At 63.5% G+C, this 16,100-nt stretch carries 16 protein-coding genes; 8 read left to right on the forward strand and 8 right to left on the reverse strand.

Annotation, left to right across the window (positions count from 1 at the left end; genetic code table 11):
* Positions 1 to 42: 42 nt before the first annotated feature.
* The 6 genes from AOG28_RS11770 to rpsB all read right to left on the reverse strand — a co-directional run bounded on the left by AOG28_RS11770 (position 43) and on the right by rpsB (position 4,842).
* Positions 43 to 846, reverse strand: a complete 804-nt coding sequence (locus AOG28_RS11770) for a phosphatidate cytidylyltransferase (RefSeq protein ID WP_054556524.1) — start codon at positions 844 to 846, stop codon at positions 43 to 45.
* Positions 846 to 1,589 (reverse strand): polyprenyl diphosphate synthase, encoded by a 744-nt coding sequence (uppS, locus tag AOG28_RS11775; protein ID WP_043333020.1) that lies wholly within the window; start codon positions 1,587 to 1,589, stop codon positions 846 to 848. The genes AOG28_RS11770 and uppS overlap by 1 nt, the downstream gene beginning before the upstream one ends.
* 54 nt (positions 1,590 to 1,643) lie before the next feature.
* A complete protein-coding gene (gene frr, locus AOG28_RS11780) occupies positions 1,644 to 2,201 on the reverse strand; it encodes a ribosome recycling factor (protein ID WP_043333023.1) in 558 nt (185 codons plus the stop codon).
* Positions 2,202 to 2,205: 4 nt separating this feature from the next.
* Complete coding sequence (gene pyrH, locus AOG28_RS11785; RefSeq protein WP_225347344.1) at positions 2,206 to 2,943, reverse strand: UMP kinase; 738 nt, start codon at positions 2,941 to 2,943, stop codon at positions 2,206 to 2,208.
* Between the two features lie 116 nt (positions 2,944 to 3,059).
* Positions 3,060 to 3,929 carry a translation elongation factor Ts gene (gene tsf, locus AOG28_RS11790; protein ID WP_043333025.1) on the reverse strand — a complete coding sequence of 290 codons (870 nt, stop codon included), beginning with the start codon at positions 3,927 to 3,929 and terminating at the stop codon, positions 3,060 to 3,062.
* A gap of 178 nt (positions 3,930 to 4,107) precedes the next feature.
* Positions 4,108 to 4,842 (reverse strand): 30S ribosomal protein S2, encoded by a 735-nt coding sequence (gene rpsB / locus AOG28_RS11795; RefSeq protein ID WP_043333027.1) that lies wholly within the window; start codon positions 4,840 to 4,842, stop codon positions 4,108 to 4,110.
* Positions 4,843 to 5,157: 315 nt separating this feature from the next.
* Here rpsB and map point away from each other — a divergent pair, with 315 nt between their 5' ends.
* The 7 genes from map to AOG28_RS11830 all read left to right on the forward strand — a co-directional run bounded on the left by map (position 5,158) and on the right by AOG28_RS11830 (position 13,316).
* Entirely contained in the window at positions 5,158 to 5,949 is a 792-nt protein-coding gene (map, locus tag AOG28_RS11800; RefSeq protein ID WP_043333030.1) for a type I methionyl aminopeptidase, read from the forward strand.
* 5 nt (positions 5,950 to 5,954) lie between these two features.
* Positions 5,955 to 8,666: a [protein-PII] uridylyltransferase gene (locus AOG28_RS11805; protein WP_054556565.1), complete on the forward strand. Its 2,712-nt coding sequence runs from the start codon at positions 5,955 to 5,957 to the stop codon at positions 8,664 to 8,666.
* A gap of 175 nt (positions 8,667 to 8,841) precedes the next feature.
* Complete coding sequence (gene dapC / locus AOG28_RS11810; protein WP_054556525.1) at positions 8,842 to 10,041, forward strand: succinyldiaminopimelate transaminase; 1,200 nt, start codon at positions 8,842 to 8,844, stop codon at positions 10,039 to 10,041.
* Positions 10,042 to 10,059: 18 nt separating this feature from the next.
* Complete coding sequence (locus tag AOG28_RS11815) at positions 10,060 to 10,482, forward strand: ArsC family reductase (protein WP_326998968.1); 423 nt, start codon at positions 10,060 to 10,062, stop codon at positions 10,480 to 10,482.
* Between the two features lie 40 nt (positions 10,483 to 10,522).
* Positions 10,523 to 11,548 carry a 2,3,4,5-tetrahydropyridine-2,6-dicarboxylate N-succinyltransferase gene (gene dapD, locus AOG28_RS11820; RefSeq protein WP_054556527.1) on the forward strand — a complete coding sequence of 342 codons (1,026 nt, stop codon included), beginning with the start codon at positions 10,523 to 10,525 and terminating at the stop codon, positions 11,546 to 11,548.
* Positions 11,549 to 11,709: 161 nt separating this feature from the next.
* Entirely contained in the window at positions 11,710 to 12,906 is a 1,197-nt protein-coding gene (dapE, locus tag AOG28_RS11825; protein WP_054556566.1) for a succinyl-diaminopimelate desuccinylase, read from the forward strand.
* Positions 12,903 to 13,316: a hypothetical protein gene (locus tag AOG28_RS11830; protein ID WP_054556528.1), complete on the forward strand. Its 414-nt coding sequence runs from the start codon at positions 12,903 to 12,905 to the stop codon at positions 13,314 to 13,316. Before dapE ends, AOG28_RS11830 begins: the two co-directional genes overlap by 4 nt.
* A gap of 96 nt (positions 13,317 to 13,412) precedes the next feature.
* Here the strand turns inward: AOG28_RS11830 and AOG28_RS18885 are convergent, their stop codons facing one another.
* Positions 13,413 to 13,877, reverse strand: a complete 465-nt coding sequence (locus tag AOG28_RS18885) for a cold-shock protein (RefSeq protein ID WP_043333039.1) — start codon at positions 13,875 to 13,877, stop codon at positions 13,413 to 13,415.
* Between the two features lie 585 nt (positions 13,878 to 14,462).
* Here AOG28_RS18885 and AOG28_RS11840 point away from each other — a divergent pair.
* Positions 14,463 to 14,714: a SlyX family protein gene (locus AOG28_RS11840; protein ID WP_054556529.1), complete on the forward strand. Its 252-nt coding sequence runs from the start codon at positions 14,463 to 14,465 to the stop codon at positions 14,712 to 14,714.
* A 175-nt stretch (positions 14,715 to 14,889) separates the two neighbouring features.
* Here the strand turns inward: AOG28_RS11840 and trxB are convergent, their stop codons facing one another.
* Positions 14,890 to 15,846 (reverse strand): thioredoxin-disulfide reductase, encoded by a 957-nt coding sequence (gene trxB / locus AOG28_RS11845; RefSeq protein ID WP_043333042.1) that lies wholly within the window; start codon positions 15,844 to 15,846, stop codon positions 14,890 to 14,892.
* Between the last annotated feature and the right edge of the window lie 254 nt (positions 15,847 to 16,100).

A 16,100-nucleotide genomic window follows, 5' to 3' on the forward strand; every position in this document is an offset into this window, starting at 1 on the left:
CATGAGGAGTCTCGTGGTTCACGCTCACGTTCACATTCGTGCTCACGCACCACCTCCCAGCACCCACGGCAACAGCAGGGCAAACAGCGGCACCGCCGCGGTCAGGCTGTCGATGCGGTCCATCACGCCACCATGACCGGGCAGCAGATGGCTTGAGTCCTTCATCTGACGCTGGCGCTTGAACATGCTCTCGAGCAGGTCACCCAGCACCGAGACGGCCGTCACGCCCAGCGTGACCAGCAGCAGCGGCAGCCAGTCGGCCAGCCCCGCCAGCGCATAGCCGGTCGCCAGCAGGCCGGTGGCCACCAGACCACCATAGACGCCCTCCCAGGACTTGCCCGGGCTGACGCGCGGCGCCAGCTTGCGCTTGCCGAAGCGCTTGCCGGAGAAGTAGGCACCGATGTCCGCCGCCCACACCATCAGCAGCACATACAGCAGCCACTCGCCGCCACTGGCCTTGAGCTGCACGAAGCCGAACCAGGTCGGCAGCAGTGCCAGCACGCCGACGCCCAGCCGCACGCCGGTCGCCTGCCATTCCTGACTGGCGGCCGGATAGCGCATCACCCAGCGCAGATTGACCAGCCATGCCAGTGCCGCCAGATACAGCGGCCAACGCGCAAGAGCGCCATCGAACTGCCAGACCAGCAGCATCAGCACGCTGAGCACCAGCGGGAACAGCAGACGCGCCATGCCGGCACGCACGCCAGACAGGTTGGACCACTCCCAGGCGGCCAGCGCGACGACAGCCCCGGTGAAGGTGGCAAAGGCGGCACCGTCGAGGCCGAACAGCCCCCACAGCGCCAGCGGCGCGAGAATGAGCGCGGTGATGATTCGTTGTCTGAGCACTAGAGCCCCTCGGCGTCGAGTTGTTCGCTGGTCATGCCATAACGACGCTGACGCAGGGCGTAGGCGCTGAGCGCTTCATCGAAGGCCGCCGCATCGAAATCAGGCCACAGTACGGGCGAGAAATAGAACTCGGCATAGGCCAGCTGCCAGATCAGGAAGTTGGAGATACGCTGCTCACCGCTGGTGCGGATACACAGATCCACCTCCGGCAGTTCACTCAGGCACACTTCCGCCCCGAGACGTGACTCGTCGATGTCCGCGGCCTTGAGCTCGCCGCGCTCGACCTGCTCCGCCAGACGACGGGCGGCCTCGGCGATATCCCAACGACCGCCATAATTGGCGCAGATCACCACGTGCATGCCGCGATTGCCGCGCGTCATGTCTTCGGCGCTCTGGATATGCTTTTGAATCGAATTGGAAAAACGACTGCGCTCACCGATGACCGAGAGTCGGATATCGTGGCGATGAAGCTTCTTGACCTCGCGCTTGAGCGCCAGCAGAAACAGCTCCATCAGCGCACTGACTTCATTGGCCGGGCGCTTCCAGTTCTCACTGGAGAAGGCAAACAGGGTCAGCACTTCCACACCCTGCTCGGCAGCGCGACGGATGGTACTGCGGACGGTTTCGGCACCGGCGCGATGGCCGCGTATGCCAGCCCAGCCGCGGGACTTCGCCCAGCGGTTGTTGCCGTCCATGATGATCGCCACATGGCGTGGCGTGGAGGGGGAATTCGGTGACGTCATGGGGTCTCGCTACGAGCACCGGATGCCGCCGGCAAACGCCGGCGGCAGACCCGATCAGACCTGCATCAGGTCGGTTTCCTTGTGCTCCAGAGCACTGTCGACTTCCGCCACATACTTGTCGGTCAGCTTCTGGATCTCGTCTTCTCCGCGACGTGCATCGTCTTCGGAGATGTCCTTGTCCTTGAGCAGGCTCTTGATGTCGCCATTGGCGTCACGACGCACATTGCGGAGCGCCACGCGGGCGTTTTCCGCTTCTGCACGCGCCTGCTTGGTGTAACCGCGACGCGTCTCTTCCGTCAGCATCGGCATCGGGACGCGAATCACGTCACCGGCGGTGGACGGGTTGAGACCCAGGTCAGAAGTCATGATGGCCTTCTCGACCTTCGGCACCATGGGCTTTTCCCACGGCACGACAGTCAGGGTGCGCGCATCTTCGGTGGTGATGTTGGCCACCTGATTCAGCGGTACCTGGCTACCATAGTAATCGACCGTCACGGCATCCAGGATGCTGGGATGCGCACGACCCGTACGGATCTTGCCGAAGGCGGCACCGAGGGACTCGATGGTCTTCTTCATGCGTGATTCGGCGTCTTTCTTGATGTCGTTGATCACAGTCTTACCCTCTATCAATCAGCGTGCCTTCCTTGCCACCCACCACCAGGTTGAGCAGCGCGCCTGCCTTGTTCATGTTGAACACCCGCACCGGCATGTCATGGTCACGTACCAGGCAGATGGCGGTCAAATCCATCACGCCAAGCTTCTGGTCCAGCGCATCATCGTAGCTGAGGCTGTCGTACTTCACGGCATCCGGGAACTTGACCGGGTCCTTGTCGTAGACACCATCCACCTTGGTTGCCTTGATGACGGCATCCGCGTCGATCTCGATACCGCGCAGACAGGCAGCGGAATCGGTAGTGAAGAACGGGTTGCCGGTACCGGCGGAGAAGATGACCACATCGCCAGACGTCAGATAACGGATGGCGGTACGGCGATCATAATGTTCTACCACGCCACTCATCGGGATGGCAGACATCACGCGTGAACGGATGTTGGAGCGTTCCAGCGCATCACGCAGCGCCAGACCATTCATCACGGTCGCCAGCATGCCCATATGGTCACCGGTCACACGCTCCATGCCGACTTCCTGCAGGGCTGCGCCACGGAACAGGTTGCCGCCACCGATGACGATGCCGACCTGGACGCCGATGCCCACCAGCTGACCGATTTCCAGCGCCATGCGATCCAGCACCTTGGGGTCGATGCCGAAATCGCCATCGCCCATCAGGGCCTCACCGGAAAGCTTGAGCAGTATGCGCTTGTACTTGGCATTGCGTTCAGCGGAAATGGTGGCCATGCGAATCTCTCCTGATACTGACATACGGGGAACGGGGCGGCCCGAAGGCGGGGGCCAGATACACGATGGCGTGCGACTATGCGCACGCCATCATGAGAAGCGAAAACAGTCAGCCCTTACGCGCGGCTGGCCTGCTCACGGACTTCAGCTGCGAAGTCGACTTCTTCCTTCTCGATACCTTCACCGACTTCCATGCGTACGAAGGATACCACTTCACCACCGGCTGCCTTGACGAACTCGGCGACGGTCTGGTTCGGATCCTTGACGAACGGCTGTTCGGTCAGGCTGTTCTCAGCCAGGTACTTCTTCAGACGACCCTGGGACATCTTCTCGGCGATTTCCGCCGGCTTGCCTGCCATGTCCGGCTGAGCAAGGATGATGGCCTTTTCAGCGTCCATCTGTTCCTGCGGCATGTCGGACGGACGTGCACAGACCGGGTTGACGGCTGCGACGTGCATGGAGACGTCCTTGGCTGCTTCACCAGTACCGCCGTTCAGCAGGGTCAGCGCAGCGATGCGGCCGCCGTGGACGTAGCCACCGACGACGCCGCCAGCCGGCGCTTCGACCAGCTCGGCACGACGAACGGAGATGTTCTCACCGATCTTCTGAACCAGCTGACCACGGGTGTCTTCCAGCTCGCCTTCCATCAGGGAAGCGATGTCGGTGTTCTTGGTAGCGAACACACGATCGGCGATCAGCTGGGTGAAGGCCTTGAAATTGTCATCACGAGCGACGAAGTCGGTCTCGGAGTTGATTTCGACCATCACGCCGTAGCTGGCGTCGTCGGCGACCTTGATGACGATGGCGCCTTCAGCGGCCACGCGGCCAGCTTTCTTGGCGGCCTTCAGGCCGGAGTTCTTGCGCAGGTTCTCGATCGCCAGCTCGATGTCGCCACCGGCTTCGGTAAGAGCCTTCTTGCATTCCATCATGCCGAGCGCAGTACGCTCACGCAGTTCCTTGACCATAGATGCGCTGATAGCTGCCATGGGATGAAACCTCTGTCGTGTCGACGTCTTTGAATACGGGAATTCGGTCACGACCGCTGAACGGTCGCAAATAAGGGGGCCGTGGCCCCCTCATTGCCTGACCTGACTGCCACCTGGCTAGGCCATGCCGCACTTAGTGTAGCGCAGCGTTTGTGACAGTCAGATCAAGCCGCCAGGATCACTCTGCTGCGTCTTCTTCAGAAGCAGTTTCGACGAACTCACCGGCCAGCTCTTCTTCCTTGTTCTTGCCACAGGCGCCTGCAATTGCCTGGACATAGATCTGGATGGCGCGGATGGAGTCATCGTTACCCGGGATGACGTAGTCCACGCCGTCCGGGTTGGAGTTGGTATCGACGACGCCGATGACCGGGATGCCCAGCTTGTTGGCTTCGTTGATCGCGATGCGCTCGTGGTCAACGTCGATCACGAACATTGCGTCCGGCAGGCCGCCCATGTCCTTGATACCGCCGATGGAGCGCTCGAGCTTGTCCTGCTCACGAGTGGCCATCAGGACTTCTTTCTTGGTCAGCTTCGCGAAGGTACCGTCTTCATGCATCTGCTCGATTTCACGCAGGCGCTTGATGGACTGACGGATGGTCTTGAAGTTGGTCAGCATGCCGCCCAACCAGCGATGGTTGACGTACGGCTGGCCAGCCTTGCGAGCTTCTTCCTTGATGATCTTGCCGGCAGCGCGCTTGGTGCCCACGAACATGATCTTGTTGCCATTGGCAGCCATCTTCTCGACCACTGACACGGCTTCGTTCAGCGCCGGCAGGGTGTGCTCGAGGTTGATGATGTGGATCTTGTTGCGAGCGCCGAAGATGAACTTGGACATCTTCGGGTTCCAGTACTTGGTCTGGTGACCGAAGTGTGCGCCTGCCTTGAGCAGATCGCGCATGTTGACTTGCGCCATGTGAATATCTCCTGGATATCGGGTTGGGCCTCCACGTCCCCCATGGATCCGACCGCTTGCGCGGCACCCGGGACCATGTGACGGAACGTGTGTGGATTGGGGTTATGTACGTCAGTCCTTCAATCTCGCCTCGGCCAGGCGCCCGGAGGTGGCCGATCGAGGAGAATTTGCAGGAAAGCGCGCGGCTTTATACCATAGCTCGACCACGATATGAAGTCGCCACTGCCCGACGCGGCATGCGATGCGTCGCGCCATTCCCCCGTCACGCGCGGCCTGGCGGCGTTTCATCCCTCTTATCTCCTGCCTCGAGTCCTCATGAACATTCCCATCAAGACAGCTGAAGAAATCGACAAGATGCGCGTCGCCGGCCGTCTGGCGGCTGAAGTGCTGGAGCTGCTCGACGAGCATGTCCGTCCCGGCGTCACCACGGGCGAGCTCAACCGCATCGCGCACCACCACATCACCGAAGTTCAGGGCTGCATTCCGGCGCCGCTCAACTACCACGGCTTCCCGAAATCGATCTGCACCTCGATCAATCACGTGGTCTGTCACGGCATCCCCGATGACAACAAGAAGCTCAAGAAAGGCGACATCCTCAACATCGACATCACCGTGATCAAGGACGGCTATCACGGCGACACCTCGAAGATGTACATCGTCGGCGAGCCGAGCATCCAGGCCGAGCGTCTGTGCCGCGTCACCCAGGAATGCCTCTATAAAGGCATCGAGCTGGTACGTCCGGGCGTACGCCTGTCAGAAATCGGTCGCGCGATCCAGAAGCATGCCGAAGCGGCAGGCTACAGTGTCGTGCGTGACTTCTGCGGCCACGGCATCGGCGCCGGCTTCCATGAAGACCCGCAGGTGCTGCACTATGACGGCTACGAAGCCCGTGCCGACGCCGAGCTTCTGGAAGGCATGTGCCTGACCATCGAGCCGATGGTCAATGTCGGTGGCTACAAGGTGAAGGTCCTCAAGGACGACTGGACAGCCGTCACCAAGGACAAGAGCCTCTCGGCCCAGTGGGAGCACACCCTGCTGGTCACCGCCACCGGCGTCGAGGTACTGACACGTCGCACGGAAGAGGACCTCTCCTTCCTCGAGGGTTGATCAAGATGCTCCTGCACCACTATCACTTCGTCGAGCGTGAAGCGCTCTACGATGCCGTCACCTTCGACGGCGAGCTGGCCACGACGAAGACACCCATCCCGCTGTTCAAGCGGGCTCTGGCACAGGTACAGGAGCGTCTCGAGGCTCGCTTCAAGGCGGGCGCCGACATCCGCGACCTCATCCATGGTCGTGCCCGCGCCATCGACCGCCTGCTGGCCATCGCCTGGCAGCGTCAGACCTGGCCGGATGACGGCATCGCCCTGCTCGCCGTGGGCGGCTACGGCCGCGGCGAGCTGCACCCGCATTCCGACATCGACCTGCTGCTGTTGCTGGAGCAGGACGACGACACGCCCTATCGTGAGGCGCTGTCCGACTTCATCACCTTCCTGTGGGACATCGGTCTCGAGATCGGCCAGTCCGTGCGCTCGCTGAGTGACTGCGAGCGTGAGGCACGCGCCGATGTCACCGTGATCACCAATCTGCTGGAATCCCGTGTCATCGCCGGCCCTCAGCGGCTGCGCGAGGCCATGCGCGAACGTCTGGCCACCGACCGTCTGTGGCCGGCCGAAGCCTTCTTCGAGGCCAAGTGGCAGGAGCAGATCGCTCGCCACCACAAGTTCGCCAACACCGAATATCACCTCGAACCCAACATCAAGTCGTCGCCCGGCGGCCTGCGCGACATCCAGATGATCGGCTGGGTCGCCAAGCGTCACTTCGGGGTCGAGCGCTACGACAATCTGGTCGCGCTGGGCTTCATGAATGATGCCGAGCTGCGCATTCTCAGCCAGGGCCAGGCCTTCCTGTGGCAGGTGCGCTTCGCGCTGCACATGCTGGCCGGGCGCGCCGAGGACCGGCTGCTGTTCGACCACCAGCGCACCATCGCCGAGCTGTTCGGCTTCCGCGACACGCCCGAGCATCTGGCGGTCGAGCAGTTCATGAAGCGCTACTACCGTCATGTCACCGCCCTGGCGGGCCTCAACGACATGCTGCTGCAGCACTTCGACGAGGCCATCCTGCGTCATGACGAGCCGGTCAACATCGTACCGCTCAATCCGCGCTTCGAGATCCGCAGCGGCTACATCAGCCTGCGCGAGGAAGGCGTGTTCCGCCGCCGCCCCGCCGCGCTGCTGGAGCTGTTCCTGCTGATGGCGCAGCACCCGGAGATCGAGGGCGTGCGCGCCGACACCATCCGCGCGCTGCGTGATCATCGCCACCAGATCGACGACGCCTTCCGCGACGACGTGCGCCACCAGAGCCTGTTCATGGAGCTGATACGCTGTGGCGGCAACGTACCCCGCGTACTCAAGCGCATGGCGCGCTACGGCATCCTCGGCAAGTACCTGCCGGCCTTCGGACGCGCCGTGGGGCTGATGCAGCACGACCTCTTCCACGTCTACACCGTCGATGCGCACACCCTGCGCCTACTCAAGGTCGCCCAGGAATTCCGCGCCCCCGATGCCGAGGAGGAATTCCCGGTCGCCGCAACCCTGATCCGCGAACTGCCCAAGCTGGAGCTGCTGTGGATCGCCGGGCTCTATCACGACATCGGCAAGGGCCGTGGCGGCGACCACTCCGAGATCGGTGCCGAGGAAGTCGAGGACTTCGCGCGCCGTCATGACCTCAGTCCGCGCGACACCCGCACCCTGAGCTGGCTGGTGCGCCATCACCTGCTGATGTCGATGACCGCCCAGAAGCAGGACATCGCCGACCCCGAGATCATCACCCGCTTCGCCGAGATCGTCGGCGACGAGACGCACCTCGATTATCTCTACGTGCTGACGGTGGCCGACATCAACGCCACCAACCCGTCACTGTGGAACGGCTGGCGTGCGGCATTGCTGCGCCAGCTGCACATGGAGACGCGCCGGGCGCTGCGCCGTGGCCTCGAACATCCGCCGGAGCGCCACGAGTGGATCACCGAGACCCGTGAGGAAGCACTGTCCCTGCTGGCCGGCATGGGCACCACTCGCACTGACGCCGAGGCGCTGTGGGCCAGCCTCGGCGACGACTACTTCGTGCGCTACGCGCCCAGCGAGGTGGCCTGGCACACCCAGGGGATCCTCGCGCGCCAGGCAGCTCCGCAGCTCGACGAGCAGGGCGAGCCGCTGCCGCTGGTACTGACCAGCGCACCCACCGAGGAGATGACCGAAGGCGGCACCAAGGTCTTCATCCACACTCGCTCGGTGGACAACCTGTTCGCGGCCACTGCCGCGGCGCTGGAGCAGCTGGGGCTCTCGATCCACGATGCGCGCATCGCCACCTCCAGTCACAACTGGACGCTCAACACCTTCATCCTGCTCGACGATGACGGTGAGCCGATCCGCGACGCCGCACGTCTGGCCGATATCCGCACCCACCTGGTCGAAGAGCTGGATGACCCGGATGACTACTCGGTGATCGTCAATCGCCATACGCCGCGCCAGCTCAAGCATTTCCGCATCGCGCCGCGCATCACGCTGAGCCAGGACTACACCAACGGCCGCAGCGTACTGGAAGTGATCGCCTCGGACCGCCCGGGCCTGCTGGCGCGCATCGGCCGCGTGTTCATGGAGCACGAGATCGCCATCGATGCCGCCAAGATCGCCACCCTCGGCGAGCGCGTCGAGGATATCTTCTTCATCACCGACCGCGCCGGCGAACCCATCACCGACCCCGAGCGCCAGACACGCCTGCGTGACGCCCTCACCGAAGTCCTCGAGGTCGGCGAGCGCGGCTGAGACGCGTGACGAGAGTACAGAGGGAAAGCGCCGGCCGGCACCCCGCGATTGAGGGGACCGGCCGGCTTCCCTATAATCGCGAGTCGACCTGCATGGCAGTCCGGTGACTCGCGGACGCCTTCCTCCCTGCTCGGCCGGCAGCCTGGCTGCCACGGCCATCACCCATGGAACGTGCATGAACCCGGATCTCGACCAGCTCAAGCCCTACCCGTTTGAAACCCTGGCCAAGCTGCGCGAGGGCGTCGTGCCCAATCCCGCCCTGGACCCGATTGCACTGACCATCGGCGAACCGCGTCACGCGCCGCCCGAGTTCGTGCTCGACACCCTGCGCGAGCACATCATGGGCGTGGCCAAATACCCCGCCACCGGCGGTCTGCCGGAATTGCGCCAGGCAATCGCCGACTGGCTCGCGAAGCGCTTCTCGCTCAATGCCACGCCGGATATCGACCAGCAGGTCCTGCCGGTCACCGGCACCCGCGAGGCACTGTTCGCCTTCATCCAGGCCTCGCTGGACAGCACGCGTCCGGCGCGCGTACTGGTGCCGAACCCCTTCTATCAGATCTACGAAGGCGCGACGCTGCTGGCGGGCGGTGAGGTCACCTACCTGCCCTGCCCCGCCGAGAATGGCTTCCGCCCCGACTACGCAGCGGTGCCGGCCGAGGTGTGGCGTGACACCCAGATCGTCTTCGTCTGCTCGCCGGGCAATCCCACCGGCGCCGTAACACCGCTGGAGGACTTCCAGCAGCTGATTCGCCTCGCCGACGAGCACGATTTCCTGATCGCCTCCGATGAGTGCTACTCGGAGCTCTATCTCGATGAGTCCATGCCGCCGCCGGGCCTGCTGCAAGCTTGTGCCGCCATGGGCCGCGATGACTACGCGCGCTGTGTGGTCTTCCACTCGCTGTCCAAGCGCTCCAACCTGCCGGGCCTGCGCTCCGGCTTCGTGGCCGGCGATGGCGAGGTGATCCGTCGCTTCCGTCACTACCGCACCTATCACGGCTGCGCGATGCCGCTGCATCACCAACACGCCTCCATCGCCGCCTGGAATGATGAAGCCCACGTGCTGGCCAATCGCGATGCCTACCGCGAGAAGTTTGCCGCCGTGACCGAAATCCTCGCACCGGTGATGGACTTCCCGACTCCGGATGCCAGCTTCTACCTGTATCCCGCCGTGCCCGGCGGTGACGACGCCGCCTTCACCCGCGAACTGCTGCGCGAAGAGGCGGTCGGCGTGCTGCCGGCAAGCTACATGGCGCGCGAGGTGGACGGCGTGAATCCGGGCGCCGGACGCATTCGTCTGGCGCTGGTGGCCGAACTGGAACAGACCGTCGAAGCCGCCCAGCGCCTGCGTCGCTTCGTTGAACGCCTGCGCTGAGCGCCAGGCCTGCACGGGATGACAGCAGCCCAACACTGGATGACAGCCTCGCCCGGCGGGGCGGATTGGCTCAAGGAGACCGCCATGCACGTGCTCTACGGCATCAAGACCTGTGATACCTGCCGCAAGGCGCGCCGCGCCTTCGACGACCGGGGCGTGCCCTATCGCTGGCATGACCTGCGCGAGGATGGTCTCTCCGCCAGCCTGCTGGAATCCTGGCTGGAGCAGACCGCCTGGAGCAGCCTGCTCAACAAGCGCAGCACCAGCTGGCGCAACCTGAGCGATGAACAACGTGACAGCCTCGATGCCAATTCAGCACGCGCATTGATGCTGGAGCACCCGACCCTGATTAAGCGTCCCATTCTCGAGCGTCATCCCGCCGACAATGAGATGGATCTGGTGATCGGCTATGACAAGGCGGTCTACGAACCGCAGGACTGAGTTACCCCTTACACCACTGGACACCCCGGAGATTGACACGATGTTGAGCCTTGCCCTCGGAATCGGCACCCAGAACACCACCGGCGACTGGCTGGAAGTCTACTATCCTGCCCCGCTGTTCAAGCCGACCGCTGCCGTTGCTGACGCCGCTCGCAAGGCACTGGACGCACCGGCTGGCACCACCGCCACCAGCTTCCTGCCGGAGCACTGCGCTGCCCTGGCCAGCGCCCTGCGCGACGCCGGTGACAGCGCCCAGGCCGAACTGGCCGAGAGCCTGGCCGCCAGCCAGCGCCCGCTGGTCGCCATGTTCATCGAGGAAGACGCCGCCCCGCAGAGCGTGCCGGAGGTCTACCTCAAGCTGCACCTGCTGTCTCACCGCATGGTGCGTCCGCACGGCATCGACCTGACCGGCATGTTCGGTCTGCTCAAGAATGTCGCCTGGACCAGCGAAGGCGCCATCGACATCGAAGAGCTGCCGGCGCGTCGCCTCAAGGCCCGCCTGGAAGGTCGCACCCTGTCCGTGGACTGCGTCGACAAGTTCCCGAAGATGACCGACTACGTGGTGCCGACCGGCATTCGTATCGCCGACACCGCGCGTGTGCGTCTGGGCGCCTACCTGGGCGAAGGCACCACCGTGATGCACGAAGGCTTCTGCAACTTCAATGCCGGCACCGAAGGCCCGGGCATGATCGAAGGCCGCATCTCCGCGGGCGTCTTCGTCGGCAAGGGCTCTGATCTGGGCGGCGGTTGCTCCACCATGGGCACCCTGTCCGGTGGCGGCAACATCGTCATCAAGGTCGGCGAAGGCTGCCTGATCGGCGCCAATGCCGGTATCGGCATCCCGCTGGGCGATCGCTGCACCGTGGAAGCTGGCCTCTACATCACCGCCGGCACCAAGGTCATGGTCTTCAACAACGAAGGCCAGGAAGTCGAGACGGTCGCGGCCCGTGAGCTGGCCAGCCAGGACGACCTGCTGCTGCGTCGCAACTCCGTCACCGGCCGTGTCGAGTGCCGCACCAACAAGAGCGCCATCGCGCTCAACGATGCCCTGCACGCCCACAACTGAGGCGCGTGACGACGGCCTGTCAGGGGCTGCACCTCTGGCAGGCCGTCGTGGCATTTCCCGGCTCGGGCAGCAGTGCCCGAGCCGGCGTGAAGACACTTCGTCTCTCCCCCCGAATTTCGCGCTGTCGCTCCTCGCGATGACGCCTGCAGCGATGGCCCATGATGACTGATTCAAACGCACCGCTTCCGCCACGCCCCGCCGATCTGTCTCCGACGCTGGAGCTGGCCTTCGATCTCATCTCACGCCCCTCGGTCACGCCGGACGACCTGGACTGCCAGACCCTGATGATCGAACGCCTCGAGGCGCTGGGCTTCACCATCACGCGGCTACCCTTCGGCGATGTCGACAACTTCTGGGCGGTGCGCGGCCATCATGGTCCGGTGCTGGCCTTCGCCGGCCACACCGATGTCGTGCCGACGGGCCCGGAAGCCAACTGGCAGTATCCGCCGTTCTCGCCGTGCATCGATGATGCCGGCTTCCTGTGTGGCCGCGGCGCCGCCGACATGAAGGGTTCGCTGGCCGCGATGCTGACCGCCACCGAGCGCTTCGTGACCGCCAACCCCGACCACGAAGGCCGCATCGCCTTCTTGATCACCTCCGATGAGGAAGGCCCGGCGGTTCACGGCACCCGTGCGGTGGTCGAGTATCTGCGCGAGCATCACGAGCGCCTCGACTACTGCATCGTCGGCGAGCCGTCCTCCACCGATTACGCCGGTGACGTGATCAAGAATGGCCGTCGCGGCTCGCTGGGTGCGGTCATGCACGTCAAGGGTGTTCAAGGCCATGTGGCCTATCCGCACCTGGCGCGCAACCCGATCCACGAAGCCGCCCCGGCGCTGGCCGCCCTGGCCGCCGAGCATTGGGACAACGGCAACGACTTCTTCCCGGCGACCAGCTTCCAGATCTCCAACATCCGTGGCGGTACCGGCGCGACCAACGTCATCCCCGGCGAGCTGGAAGTGGTCTTCAACTTCCGCTATTCCACCGAGCTGACCGCCGATGACCTCAAGCGTCGCACCTATGAGATCCTCGAGAAGCACGGTCTGGACGTCGAGATCGAGTGGAACCTGAGCGGCGAGCCCTTCCTGACGCCGGAAGGCGCGCTGGTCGATGCCGCCGTCCATGGCGTGGAACGCGCGCTGGGGCGCAAGCCGGTGCTGTCCACCTCCGGCGGCACCTCCGATGGTCGCTTCATCGCCACACTCGGCACTCAGGTCGTCGAGCTGGGGCCGGTCAACGCGACCATCCACAAGATCGATGAACGTGTCATGGCCAGCGATCTGGACCGACTCTCCAGCGCCTACGAGCACATCCTGGAATACCTGTTTGTCCCCGCGACCCAAGAGACCACGGCATGAGCGACACCCCGCACAATGACGCCGATGAGCAGTACCCGGACATCGAGATCTATCTCAAGCCCTTGAGCCTGGAGGCGCTGGGTGCCTGGCTGGGCGAGCAGTTCGGTCAGGTCGTCGTCTTCCAGCCGGCCGGCAAGCTGCAGCACCGTACGCGCCTCACGCGTGATGGCGCCGAGATCTCGGTACTGGTGGTCGAGAAGGTCGCCGATGGCTTCGCCAGCCTGTGGTTCGACAGCGCCAGTACCCCCTGGGCGCGCGATGTCGACTGCGCACGCGCCGCCGCCAGGGCCCTGCAGGTCGAGACGCGCTGCTCGCTGGGCAGCTGGCAGCCCGGTGATGAGCCGGACCGCTTCTTCCGTGTCATGGCCGATGGCAGCGAGGAGGCTTTCACCTGGCCGGACAAGGGCTGAGTGACCCGCCTCTTCTGGTGCGACAGACCATGAAACGACAACGCCCCGCAGGCTAGCCTGCGGGGCGTTGTCGTCTTTCACTGAGCGAGTCAGCGATCAGGTGATGACCGTCACGTCATCCGCCTGCAGGCCACGCTCATTGCTGATGACGTGGTAACGCACTTTCTGACCTTCGGCCAAGGTACGGTGGCCCTTGCCACGAATGGCACGGAAGTGAACGAAGACATCTTCACCACTTTCACGGGTCACGAAACCGTAGCCCTTGTTGACGTTGAACCACTTGACCTCGCCGATCTCACGATCGTCGTCCTCGACTTCAGCCAGTACTGCAGAGCGCGGAGACAGCACCGGAATGGCAAGCGTCGCGATCAACAGCAGGATGAACACGGCCGCGACGGCAGCCGCGTACGCCAGCTCGAAGCCCTCGACGCTAAGCGCCTGGCTCAGGGTGTCGGCCAGCTGGCCGCCGGTCAGGGTGATGAAGACAGCAATCAGCAACGGTGCCGGCAGTGCCAGCAGCAGGCTGATGATGAAACAACGGAAGAACGTCTTGGAACTCATCAAGATAAACTCTCTAGGTAATGGGTGGAGGTGTAACGCGAGGGCAGAAATGAGTGCTTCGGATGATCCCTATCAGAATGTTCTGCCCTTGATCGCAATGGACAGCGCCTGACCGCACGACAGGGTTACAGCAGCTATCGTCAGTCGGGAAACTGCCTGAATGCAGCGCCTCACGGCGGTGCCCGTCACCATCACTGATACACGCGAAGATGCCTGTGCATCGCTCTGGTGACGTCGTGGCTCGTGATGCAGGTAACTCCACATCAGTCGATGGAACCGGCCCTGTCAATGACGCGCGAAGCGCAGGCAATCGAAGGCCGTCAATGGGTGCGATATACGAAAAATAAGTCAATCGCACTGTCAACAGTCTATCACGCCTCTTCCTGATGCGTCTGAGGCAACTCAGTGACAATCCTTCAACACTTTGCGGTAATTCGACAACGATCCAGGCAACGACCGCAGCAACGATTCGGCGTGCCATCGCTTAAGAATCGTGGCATGAGTCGTCATCCAACGGCGGCCGCCTCACCCTCTTCCCCTCACTGCACACGTGGACCATTCCCTCACCCTCTGGAGCCCAGATGCATGACAACCTCGACTGATCCCAGCCTGGAAGCCCGACTGGAAGCACTGGAATCGCGCCTCGCGCATCAGGATGACTGGCTCGAGACCCTCGATCGCACCGTCATCACCCAGCAGCGTCAGATAGAGACACTCGAGCGCCTGACCGCGCTGATGGCCAGCCAGCTACGCACCCTGCGCGACCAGCAAGGCGATGCAGACTCGACAGCACCTTTCAGTGCGCAGCCACACGACGAGCTGCCGCCCCATTACTGAGCTGTCAGCAGCACTCAGCTCTCCCGGCGCAGACCAGGCAGGGCCCTGAACGCAAACCGGCCCCGCAGCGAGGCTGCGGGGCCGGTCGGGCAGTGCTGAATCAGACTTTCTCGAATCAGACACTCTCTACACAGGTCGTGTCGACATGGATCGTGTCGAAATGGACAGGGCGATCTCAGGCGATGAGGCCGTCCAGATAACGCTCGGCATCCAGCGCCGCCATGCAGCCGGTACCGGCAGAGGTGATCGCCTGACGGTAGACGTGATCCATTACATCGCCACAGGCATAGACGCCGGGGATGCTGGTCTGGGTGGCATTGCCTTCCAGGCCCGATTGGACCTTGAGATAGCCGCCCTGCATGTCGAGCTGGCCTTCGAACAGGCTGGTATTCGGACGGTGGCCGATGGCGATGAACACGCCCATCGAGCTCAACTCCTTGGTGGCGCCGCTTTCGACATGACGCAGACGCACGCCGGTGACACCGGAGTTGTCGCCCAGCACTTCGTCGAGGGTGTGGTGCCATTCGACCGCCATGTTGCCGTTCTCGACCTTGTCGAACAGCTTGTCCTGCAGGATCTTCTCGGCACGCAGGCTGTCACGGCGATGCACCAGCGTGACCTTGGAGGCGATGTTGGACAGGTACAGCGCTTCCTCGACAGCGGTGTTGCCGCCACCGACTACCACGACTTCCTGATTGCGATAGAAGAAGCCATCGCAGGTCGCACAGGCCGAGACGCCCTGGCCCATGAACTGCTGCTCACTCGGCAGGCCCAGATACTGCGCGCTGGCGCCGGTGGCGATGATCAGGGCGTCACAGCTGTAGCTGCCGTTGTCACCCTTGAGCAGGAACGGACGCTCGCCGAGGGTCACTTCGTTGATGTGGTCGAACAGGACTTCGGTCTCGAAGCGTTCGGCGTGACGGCGCATGCGCTCCATCAGCTCCGGCCCCTGCACACCAGCATCGTCGCCGGGCCAGTTGTCGACGTCGGTGGTAGTGGTCAGCTGACCACCCATCTGCATGCCGGTGATCAGGAGCGGCTTGAGATTGGCACGTGCAGCGTAGACGGCAGCGGTGTAACCCGCCGGACCGGAACCGAGAATGATCAGACGTTCGTGACGGACATTGCTCATGGATGACCTCAGTGACAGATGAAGGCGGAGGATTTCACCAGCAGCAATGGCGGCTGCTGGCGATCAATGTACTGAACGATACCGACAGCGCTGCAGACGGCGCATGCGATCGGCATGGTTCAGGACACGGCGTGATGATCCGGGCCGGCTGGCGCCCGTGCAGGCTTCCCGCTGGAAGCACTTTTACTCGCTGTACTCGCTGGCTCGCCGCGCTGGTTGAGGCGAACAAGGACTGCGCAGAGTAGCGCAGACGC

Source organism: Cobetia sp. UCD-24C (genome assembly GCF_001306765.1).
Classification (GTDB): Bacteria; Pseudomonadota; Gammaproteobacteria; order Pseudomonadales; family Halomonadaceae; genus Cobetia; species Cobetia amphilecti.

Bases quoted from the DNA above. Each gene is read 5' to 3' on its own strand.
- uppS (WP_043333020.1), bottom strand. From the start codon at position 1,589: ATGACGTCACCGAATTCCCCCTCCACGCCACGCCATGTGGCGATCATC.
- pyrH (WP_225347344.1), bottom strand. From the start codon at position 2,943: ATGGCCACCATTTCCGCTGAACGCAATGCCAAGTACAAGCGCATACTG.
- tsf (WP_043333025.1), bottom strand. From the start codon at position 3,929: ATGGCAGCTATCAGCGCATCTATGGTCAAGGAACTGCGTGAGCGTACT.
- rpsB (WP_043333027.1), bottom strand. From the start codon at position 4,842: ATGGCGCAAGTCAACATGCGCGATCTGCTCAAGGCAGGCGCACACTTC.
- map (WP_043333030.1), top strand. From the start codon at position 5,158: ATGAACATTCCCATCAAGACAGCTGAAGAAATCGACAAGATGCGCGTC.
- AOG28_RS11805 (WP_054556565.1), top strand. From the start codon at position 5,955: ATGCTCCTGCACCACTATCACTTCGTCGAGCGTGAAGCGCTCTACGAT.
- dapC (WP_054556525.1), top strand. From the start codon at position 8,842: ATGAACCCGGATCTCGACCAGCTCAAGCCCTACCCGTTTGAAACCCTG.
- AOG28_RS11815 (WP_326998968.1), top strand. From the start codon at position 10,060: ATGACAGCAGCCCAACACTGGATGACAGCCTCGCCCGGCGGGGCGGAT.
- dapD (WP_054556527.1), top strand. From the start codon at position 10,523: ATGTTGAGCCTTGCCCTCGGAATCGGCACCCAGAACACCACCGGCGAC.
- dapE (WP_054556566.1), top strand. From the start codon at position 11,710: ATGACTGATTCAAACGCACCGCTTCCGCCACGCCCCGCCGATCTGTCT.
- AOG28_RS11830 (WP_054556528.1), top strand. From the start codon at position 12,903: ATGAGCGACACCCCGCACAATGACGCCGATGAGCAGTACCCGGACATC.
- AOG28_RS18885 (WP_043333039.1), bottom strand. From the start codon at position 13,877: ATGAGTTCCAAGACGTTCTTCCGTTGTTTCATCATCAGCCTGCTGCTG.
- AOG28_RS11840 (WP_054556529.1), top strand. From the start codon at position 14,463: ATGACAACCTCGACTGATCCCAGCCTGGAAGCCCGACTGGAAGCACTG.
- trxB (WP_043333042.1), bottom strand. From the start codon at position 15,846: ATGAGCAATGTCCGTCACGAACGTCTGATCATTCTCGGTTCCGGTCCG.